The organism is Collinsella aerofaciens (assembly GCF_039836695.1).
Classification (GTDB): Bacteria; Actinomycetota; Coriobacteriia; order Coriobacteriales; family Coriobacteriaceae; genus Collinsella; species Collinsella aerofaciens_BD.
On sequence record NZ_JBDPAC010000011.1, the window covers coordinates 66,154 to 75,646 of the forward strand.

7 protein-coding genes are annotated in these 9,493 nt (G+C 60.5%); 4 read left to right on the plus strand and 3 right to left on the minus strand.

Features of this window, described 5'->3' with window-relative positions:
• Positions 1 to 282: 282 nt before the first annotated feature.
• Together ABG996_RS06605 and ABG996_RS06610 are read right to left on the minus strand one after the other, a co-directional pair.
• The gene (locus ABG996_RS06605; RefSeq protein WP_271761292.1) at positions 283 to 1,302 is read right to left on the minus strand and encodes a 2-keto-3-deoxygluconate permease; all 1,020 of its coding nucleotides are present in this window, start codon (positions 1,300 to 1,302) and stop codon (positions 283 to 285) included.
• A 108-nt stretch (positions 1,303 to 1,410) separates the two neighbouring features.
• On the minus strand, positions 1,411 to 2,160 hold the full coding sequence (locus tag ABG996_RS06610; protein WP_006234857.1) for an SDR family NAD(P)-dependent oxidoreductase: 750 nt from the start codon (positions 2,158 to 2,160) through the stop codon (positions 1,411 to 1,413).
• Between the two features lie 252 nt (positions 2,161 to 2,412).
• On the opposite strand from ABG996_RS06610, the gene ABG996_RS06615 reads away from it, so the two are divergent.
• The 4 genes from ABG996_RS06615 to ABG996_RS06630 all read left to right on the plus strand — a co-directional run bounded on the left by ABG996_RS06615 (position 2,413) and on the right by ABG996_RS06630 (position 8,689).
• Positions 2,413 to 2,862: a MarR family winged helix-turn-helix transcriptional regulator gene (locus ABG996_RS06615; RefSeq protein WP_050766108.1), complete on the plus strand. Its 450-nt coding sequence runs from the start codon at positions 2,413 to 2,415 to the stop codon at positions 2,860 to 2,862.
• Positions 2,859 to 5,225: an ABC transporter ATP-binding protein gene (locus ABG996_RS06620; RefSeq protein WP_347479011.1), complete on the plus strand. Its 2,367-nt coding sequence runs from the start codon at positions 2,859 to 2,861 to the stop codon at positions 5,223 to 5,225. Before ABG996_RS06615 ends, ABG996_RS06620 begins: the two co-directional genes overlap by 4 nt.
• Entirely contained in the window at positions 5,225 to 7,081 is a 1,857-nt protein-coding gene (locus ABG996_RS06625) for an ABC transporter ATP-binding protein (RefSeq protein ID WP_347479010.1), read from the plus strand. Before ABG996_RS06620 ends, ABG996_RS06625 begins: the two co-directional genes overlap by 1 nt.
• Before the next feature lie 576 nt (positions 7,082 to 7,657).
• Complete coding sequence (locus tag ABG996_RS06630; RefSeq protein ID WP_347479009.1) at positions 7,658 to 8,689, plus strand: 3-deoxy-7-phosphoheptulonate synthase; 1,032 nt, start codon at positions 7,658 to 7,660, stop codon at positions 8,687 to 8,689.
• A gap of 388 nt (positions 8,690 to 9,077) precedes the next feature.
• Here the strand turns inward: ABG996_RS06630 and ABG996_RS06635 are convergent.
• A partial coding sequence (locus tag ABG996_RS06635; protein ID WP_347483970.1) for a transposase occupies positions 9,078 to 9,493 on the minus strand: 416 nt, incomplete at its 5' end.

Genomic DNA, 9,493 nt, shown 5'->3' on the forward strand with positions numbered 1-9,493 from the left:
ATAACATAGCGACCCTCTCCATCTGGGCTGTTATATGTTTCTTTTTTTATATCATAAGGGCGTTTTTTACAAACCCGCAGGAAATGCGAGCGCGAACAACTACCGTTCACCGATTTGTATGTTATTTTTCCTTGCCTTTGTACGACGTTCGCTCTAGCTGTTATGCCAGCTTTAGCAGGGTAAAGTGTCTCAGAGACCCTGCAGAAACTGCAGGGCGGCCACGGGATCCCCCGTGGCCGCCCTGTGGCGTAGCTAGTTTTTAGCTTTGATTGCCGCTTGGCATTAGGCGGCTGCGGCGGCCTTGTCGGTCGTTGCCTTGCTATTGCCGTTGCCCTGGCCCTCAAAATGCTTGTAGCACCAGCTGGTGACCAGCGGGGTCAAAATAGCCGTCACGATTGCGCAGGCAGCAACCTGTGCCGTGGCCGTCGCGAGCACCGCGCCGCCGTACATGGCCCCGTTGACGCTTGCCATGGCAGCAGGCGTGGCCACATTGGCTCCGGCGCAGCTCGAAATGGCCGCACCTGCGACACCCGTACCGCCCGTGAGCTTATCGACCGCGATAACGGGAATTGCAAAGACCACCGAGCAGATCACGCCGAGCAAAATACCGGGGAGACCGCCATTAATGAGCTGGCCAAAGGTCATGGTCGAGCCCATGGCAAAGAAGACGAGCACGATGATAGCGGAAAGCGCCGGGGCCATCATCTTCTTAAAGCTGGGGAACAGGTTACCTAGAATAATGCCGACGACGATCGGCAGGATGGCGCCCACGAGCGACCAGCCAATCGGAGCCTGACCGGCGGCGCCAAGGACAATCATCGTGACCGGAGGGCCGACAACGAGCGTGGTGATGGCGACGGCGCCACGCTCGGCCTCATTGCCCATGGTGCCCATCAGACCAGCGTACATAGCGTTGTTGGCGCCGGTGCAAGCCGCCAGCATCACCATGGCAGAGATGCCAAACAGGTTGTCGTTGAACACATAAAGGATGAGCAGCGACACGGCAACGACCACGATCTGCTTGACAGCGATGATGATGGCGCCGCGTGCAGCGGCGGCGGGAGCACTCTTAAACGAAATCGTCGTACCGACGATGAGCAAAAAGGCGCCAACGAGCGGGCCTGCACCCTGCTGGGTCATGCCAAGCGTAAAGCTACCGAGCGTTTTAAACAGGTCGGGGAATAGCGTGTTGAGCAGGCAGCCCAACAGAAGCGGCACCAAGATATTGGCGCCCGGGATGGAGGACATCTTAAAGAACGGCTCCTTTGCCGCCGGCGCCTCCACCGCAGTCGATTCACTCATATATATCTCCTTTGGATGCATGCGAATCGTAGCCGCACGCGCCTATGTCAGAAAGAAGGCGACAACCCCGAGTCGCCAGGGTCGCCGCCAAACGATCACCGCGGGGTATTACCCGTCCAGGACGATGCCGCCGTCGCAGTCACCAATCTCGCCGTTCACGAAGCTGGCGAGGTCGGAAGCGAAGAACAGCACCATCTGCGCAGGCTCGCTGGCCTGGGCGGCGCGGCCCAGAGGAATACCGTTGATGATGCGCTGAGAGTTCTCGTCAGAGAGAATCGAGGTCATATCGGTCAACGTGAGCGACGGGCACACGGCGTTGCAGCGAACGCCAAACTTGCCGCCTTCCTTGGCGACTGCCTTGGTAAGGCCATTGACACCGGCCTTGGAGCTCGCGTAGGCCGCGGTGCCGAGCAGGCCGCCGCCGATCTTACCAGCAACAGAGCTTACGTTGACGATAGTGCCGGCATGCGCCGCCTTAAAGTGCGGGTACACGGCGTTCATCATAGTGAAGGTACCGTTGAGGTTGATATCGATAGTGCGGCGCCACTCGGTGTCATCGATCTCGTCGAACTTCTTGGTGCTGATGACGCCAGCGCAGTTAATCAAGATGTTGGTTTGCGGCAGGTCCGTAAAAATCTGCTCGACGGTCTCGCGCGCCTTGGGCGCATCGGCGACATCGAGCTGATAGAACTTGTTGCCCTCGCCAAGCTCGGCCACTGCGGCCTCGCCCTTAGCAGCGTTCCTTGCGATGAGCGCGACATGTCCGCCGCCCGCGACGATGCCCTTGGCGATCTCGAGGCCAATGCCCTGAGTGCCGCCCGTGACAATCGCGGTCTTGCCCGTGAAGTCAAATGCCATGACTCCATCCCCCTTTATGTAAGGTGTCTCCTTGCGGGAAGTTGGAGCATCGCACGTGGCGATTATATGACTCCCAGTCGTCATGGTGGTGACAACCCCTCGCCTAACCGCGGGCATGATAGTTCTTTGAAACGCTTTAGCAATTGAATGATTTTAAGTCTTAATGAGCTCTTAATATTGCCTACTGTATGAGGCCCGCGTATGGGGGTATCATCTTCCACCGAAAATAGTTTCTAGTGTTAGGGGTTTTCGGTGGAAGATACCGATTTCCATGAGCTTGGGCGTCAGCTCTTTACCGAGTTTGGCAGCATGCACCAGCGCGTTTCGCGCTTTGCCGACCAGGCTCTGGGTGGCGAGATGGCCGTCATGCGCGCCCTCATGCGCGCCGGCGGCTCGCTCACGCCGAGCGAACTCGCTGATCGCGCCTGGGTCTCGAGCGCCCGCATCGCCAATATCCTGCGCGCCCTCGAGGCCAAGGGCTGGGTCGAGCGCGAGCACTCAAAGACCGACCGTCGTCGCGTACACGTCACGGTGACCGACAAAGGATTCCAGGTTATCGAAATCAAACGTCGGGAATTCGAGGACCGCACCGCGGCCTTCCTCGAGCAGCTTGGCGAAACAGATACCCAAGAGATGGTGCGCCTTCTTAGACGTGCCAACGAAATTATCGACCGCAATCAAGAAAGGAGAGATGCCGAGTGAGGATTCTCAAGCTCTTTAAAAAACATATCCTGGCACTGTTCGCAGCTATCGTACTTATCGTAATCAGCTGCAACGCCGATCTGGCACTGCCTACCTATATGAGCGACATCGTCGACGTGGGCGTGCAGCAAGGCGGCATCGCCTCGCCCGTGCCCGACACCATTCGCGCCGAATCGCTCGACGACCTCGAACTCTTTATGAGCGCCAAAGACGCCAAGACGGTAGAGGCTGCGTTTGGCAAGACAGACAAAAACGGGATTCGCACGTACAAGGGCACCGAGGACGAGCGCGCCGACGGCGGCAAGATTGCCGACATTATGAGCCTGCCCGAGACTGTCGTCCTTTCGCTCAACCAGGGCATCGACGCCAACTCCATGGGCGACATGATGGGCTCGTCTAGCGAGAAAGACGACAACGCTGCCCAGGCCATGCCAACCCCCGAGCAAATGGCAGCGATGACGCCCGAGCAGCTCGCCGAGATGCAGCAGAAGGCCGCAGCGGCGCAGAACATGCAAAAGCAGATTGATGCCGACGGCGGCAAAATCACTATGAAGAGCCTGCGCCTGGGTGTCGAGGGCGGTCTGGTAGACCAAAGCAAGCTCGTCGAGGGTGCCAACCAAATGGCGGACAAAATGGGCTCCATGTCGGGCTCCATCGTCACCCAGCGCGCCGTGAGCTATGTACAGGACGAGTACAAGGCGCAGGGCATCGACCCCGCCGACGTGCAGAACGCCTACCTGAGCCGCATGGCGACCACGATGTTTGGACTGTGCCTCGTGTCGCTCGTCGCCACCATCCTGACCGGTGCCGTGGCTTCGCGCACCGCCTGCTCCATCGCCCGCGACCTGCGCCGCGAGACCTTCAACAAGGTTATGCACTTCTCGCCGGCCGAGGTGGGCAAGTTTAGCCAGGCCTCGCTCATCACCCGCTGCACCAACGACATTCAGCAAATCCAGATGGCCGCAACTCTGTTTATCCGCATGTGTCTGATGGCCCCCGTCATGGGCATCGTCGCCGTCATGCGCGTCCTGGCCAATCATACCGGCCTGGAGTGGACCATCGCCGTTGCCATCATCGCGGTCTCGGCCGTCGTCGGCGTGCTTATGGGCCTCACCATGCCCAAGTTCAAAAAGATGCAAGGCTTTGTTGACCGCGTGAACCTTACCGCCCGCGAGCTGCTCGACGGCCTTATGCCCATCCGCTCGTTCAACCGCGAGGAGCATGAGCTCGAGCGTTTTGACAAGGCTTCGCTCGACCTGATGACCACTCAGCTCTACACCAACCGCGCCATGAGCTTTATGATGCCGCTCATGATGCTCGTCATGAACTGCATCACCGTGCTTATCGTCTGGTTTGGCGCGCAGGGTGTGTCCGACGGCGTGATGCAGGTCGGCAACATGATGGCGTTTATCTCCTACACCATGCAGATCGTCATGGCGTTTATGATCCTCACCATGGTTTCGGTTATCCTGCCCCGCGCCGAGGTCGCAGCCGAGCGCGTGGAAGAGGTCACCACTTGCCCCACGAGCATCAACGACCCCGCCTCGCCCAAACTGCCCGCGGCCAGCGCGCCGCGCGGTGAGCTCGCCTTCCACGACGTGAGCTTCCAGTATCCCGATGCCCGCGCCGACGTCATCAGCGGCGTGAACTTCACCACGCACGCCGGCCAGATGCTCGGCATCATTGGCTCCACGGGCTCGGGCAAGTCCACGCTCGTGCAGCTGATTCCGCGCCTGTACGACGTCACGGGCGGCAGCATTTCGCTCGACGGCATCGATGTGCGCGACATGACCCTTTCCGAGCTGCGCCGCCGCATTGGTTACATCCCGCAGCAGGGTCGCCTGTTCTCGGGCACTGTCGAGAGCAACCTTAAGTTTGCCGGCGACATGGTGAGCGATGATGACATGCGCCAAGCCGCGCGCATCTCACAGGCCGAGGACTTTATCGCCGAGCGCGAGGGCGGCTACGACTCCCCCATCAGCCAGGGTGGCTCCAATGTCTCGGGTGGTCAGCGCCAGCGCTTGGCCATCGCCCGCGCATTGGCCAAAAAGCCCGAGGTTGTGGTGTTCGATGACTCGTTTAGTGCCCTCGACTACAAGACCGACGCGCGCCTGCGCGAAGAGCTTGCCAAAAACGTTACCGACGCCGCGCTCGTGGTCGTGGCCCAGCGCATCGCAACCATCATGCACGCCGACCAGATCATCGTGCTCGACGACGGCCACGTGGTGGGCACCGGTACGCACGAGGAGCTGCTGCGCAGCTGCCCGGCGTACCTGGAGATCGCACAGTCGCAGCTTTCCGCCGAGGAGCTGGGGCTTACCCAAGAAGAAATTGCAGCCGTCACGGAAGGAGGCGAGCGCTAATGGCAGACGAGACCAAGACTCAGATTCCCAAGCCCATCCGCCAGCGTGGTCCCATGGGCCGCATGGGCGGCATGCGTCGCGGCGAAAAGGCCAAGGACTTTAAGGGCACCATGAGGCAGCTGCTCGGCTATATCGGCCAGCACAAGATTGCCGTGTTTACCGCCGTCGCCTTTGCCGTGTGCTCGGTCATCTTTAACATTGTGGGGCCCAAGGTGCTCGGCCAGGTTACCACCAAACTGTTCGAGGGCTTGGTCGCCAAGGTCAACGGCACCGGCGATGTCGACTTTGCCTGGATCGCCAAGACGCTCGGCTTTTTGCTCTGTCTGTATCTAGCGAGCTCTGCCTGCAGCCTGATCCAAGGCTGGCTCATGACCGGCGTCACGCAAAAGATCTGCTATCGCATGCGCAAGGAGATCGCCGCCAAGATCGCTGTCGTTCCGATGAGTTACTTCAACGGCCACAGCAAGGGCGATGTGCTCAGTCGCATCACCAACGACGTCGATACGCTGGGCCAGTCGCTCAACCAGAGCGTGACACAGCTTATTACGTCCGTCACGCAGATTATCGGCGTGCTCGTCATGATGCTTTCGATCAGCCTGCCGCTTACCGGCGTCACCGTGCTCACGCTGCCGGCCGCCGCGATTATCCTGACCGTGATGATTCACTTCTCGCAGCCGTACTTCCGCGAGCAACAGCAGGTTCTGGGCGCCGTCAACGGCATTATCGAGGAGGACTTTGCCGGCCAGAACGTCATTCAGGTGTTCGACCGCGCCGAGGCCTCGATTGAAGAGTTCGACCGTCAAAACGACCGTCTCTTTATTAGTGGCTGGCGCTCGCAGTTCCTGTCGGGCCTGATGATGCCGCTTATGAGCTTGGTGGGCAACATGGGCTACGTGGGCGTCGTCGTGGTGGGCGCGCAGCTCGCGCTGACCGGCAATGCCACGCCCGGCGACATCCAGAGCTTTATCCAGTACGTTCGAAACTTTACGCAACCCGTGCAGCAGCTGGGCAACGTGAGCAACACGATGCAGTCGATGGCCGCCGCCACCGAGCGCGTGTTTGAGTTCCTGGCCGCGCCCGAGGAGGAGCAGAAGGCCGACGCGCAGATTCCCGAGAAGCGCCCCGGCCACGTGGTGTTTGACCATGTCAAGTTTGGCTACACGCCCGACAAGACCATCATCCACGACTTTAGCTGCGAGGCGCAGCCCGGCCAGACCATCGCCATCGTCGGCCCCACCGGCGCCGGCAAGACCACGCTCATTAAGCTGCTGCAGCGCTTCTACGACGTGGACGGCGGCTCGCTGCGTGTCGAGGGCGTCGATGTGCGCGACTGGGACCGCGCGGCACTGCGCGGCGAGTTTGCCATGGTGCTGCAGGACACCTGGCTGTTTAACGGCACCATCCGCGAGAACATCCGCTACGGACGCCCCGACGCGAGCGATGCCGAGGTCGAGGCCGCCGCACGCGCCGCACGCTGCGACCACTTTATCCATACGCTCGCCGGCGGTTACGACTTTATGATCAACGAGGAGGGCACTAACCTCTCACAGGGCCAGCGCCAGCTCGTGACCATCGCCCGCGCCATTTTGGCCGACCGCCCGGCACTGATTCTGGACGAGGCGACTTCCAACGTCGATACCCGCACCGAGGAGCTTATTCAGCGCGCCATGGATGCGCTGATGCAGGGCCGTACCAGCTTTGTCATCGCACACCGCCTGTCCACGATCCGCAACGCCGACGTGATCTTGGTGATTCGCGACGGCGATATCGTCGAGAAGGGCACGCACGACGAGTTGCTCGCCCAGGGCGGCTTCTACGCCGACCTATATAACTCGCAATTCGACGAGGCGGCGTAAATTCTGCTGCAGGGAACGAATAACGCCCGAGAACGGGGACGCAGGACAACCTGCGCCCCCGTTTTTTCGTCCACGGCACTCGAATTAGCTCTCTTGGGGCCCGATTGACAGCCCCTTCCGGACCCTGTGGCCAAAAAAGGTCAAATATGAGTACTGTTACATTTTTAGTAGCAGCCAAAACCGCCTCAAATGACCTCTTTGCGGCTTCTATACGCCTTCAAATTAATCAAAACGCCCGTTAACATGCTTCTGTGTGCCAACGTTAATGAACATATTTGCTGTTATGCCTATTATCTTGTAAGCTCGATATGAGACTACGCCAGCAACAGTACTCATATTTGCCATTTTTTGCCCACGGGGTATGCCGCAGAAGATCCAACTTGCTCCAGCGTGCCGTACGCCGACCCCCTTCCGGCGAGTGCCGACATTTTCCCAGATAAAACCGACCAAAATAAACCTGTCCCTTTTTGGTAGGTTTCGGGGTGACAAGGGGTTGCACTTTAGCGTGCGACAGCGGATAATGCCGAGCATTCGACAATACGCTTATTGCTCTTTCTATAGATTGAGGAGACCCCTATGGCCATGGAATTCAAACGCAGGCTGCCGATACCCATGGAGATCCGCGAGGAAATGCCACTTTCTGCCGAGCTTACCGCCAAAAAGCAGGCATTTGACGCCGAGGTCGCCAAAGTCTTTACCGGCGAGGACGCACGCAAGGTGCTCATCATCGGCCCGTGCTCTGCCGACCGCGAGGATTCGGTGCTTGAGTACATGAACCGACTGGCCAAGACCGCCGAGGAGGTCAAGGACAAGCTCATCATCATTCCGCGCGTCTACACCAACAAGCCGCGCACCAAGGGCACCGGCTACAAGGGCCTGCTGCACAACCCCAACCCCGAGGCTCCCGACGATCTGCTCGAGGGCGTCAAGGCCATCCGCCATATGCACCTGCGCGTTATTGAGGAAACGGGCTTCTTCACCGCCGACGAGATGCTCTATCCGTCCAACTACCAATACCTCGTCGACCTGCTGAGCTATGTTGCCGTGGGCGCACGCTCGGTCGAAAACCAGGAGCATCGCCTGGTGTCGAGCGGCATTTCGGTACCCGTTGGCATGAAGAATCCCACTGCCGGCTCTACCACCGTTATGCTCAACTCCATTTACGCCGCGCAGGCGCACCAGAGCTTCATCTTCCGCAACTGGGAGGTCGAGTGCGACGGCAATCCGCTCGCGCACGCCGTTATGCGTGGCTACATCGGTCTCGATGGGCGCACCTACCCCAACTACCACTACGAGCACCTGGAGCGCCTGGCCGAGCGCTATACCGAGCATGCCGGCTATGCCAATCCGGCAGCGATCATCGACTGCAACCATGACAACTCGGGCAAGCGTCCGCTGGAGCAGTATCGCATTTGCAAGGAAGTGCTCGACAGCTGCCGCCGCAACGAGTCCATCTCCAAGCTGGTCAAGGGCTTTATGATCGAGTCTTACCTGGAGGACGGCAACCAGCCGGTCGACGGCGGCGTCTTTGGCAAGTCGATCACCGATCCGTGCCTGGGCTGGGAAAAGACCGACTACCTCATCCACGAGATCGCGGAGCGGGTTTAGTTACGCGGGCCGCATTTGGACAATCTGACGTTCAACTTCAAGGGCGCGACCAGAAGGTCAGCGCCCTTTCGTTTCACGTCACCTTGTCTCAAATGCGGCCCGCTCGCTCATATGACCCAATCCGCTGTCAAGAGCCACAATGGCCCCGCCGACCGCTTGCAATCGGTCGGCGGGGCCTGCCGTTGAACCCGTCCCGGTCCGCCCCCGGCATGTCGTCGACGCCTTCGGCTCAGTCTCATATCCGCGGATACCGCTCTGGCGGCCCGCAATCCTCTCCTTCGGCGGGGGTTCCCCAAGTCTGTCGACGCGAATGCGGCGACCGCCGCGCGCACAGCGAGAACGGGGGTATCCCCGAAAGCTGCCCGGCTCGCCGGGACGGGGGCTATGTCTATTCGCCGGACTCCCGGCACATCATGCCGAGGGCCCACAGCCACCTCACGAGCTCGGCGGCGGTGGCGGCGTTCGCCTTCGCCTGGGGCATGCCCCTCTCGAGCATCTCCTCGCGTCGCCGGAGCAGGCGCTCGGACCCCTTCCTCCCGTGCATCCTTATCTCGAGCGGGACTCCGGAGCCCTTGGGCATCAGCTTGGGCTGGTGCCCGGCCTGGGCGTAGCGCCAGGACCCCTCGACCGCCAGCCTCCTGACGAGCGCGTTGCCGGCCCCGCTGATTCCGCCGAGTCGCACGGAGTCGGCGCTCGACCTCTGCTTCGGGGCGAGGCCGAAGTAGGCCGTCACCTGCCTGCCGGAGCGGAACCTCGAGAAGTCGCCGACCTCGGACGCGAAGGCGGCGGCGAGCGCGAACCCGC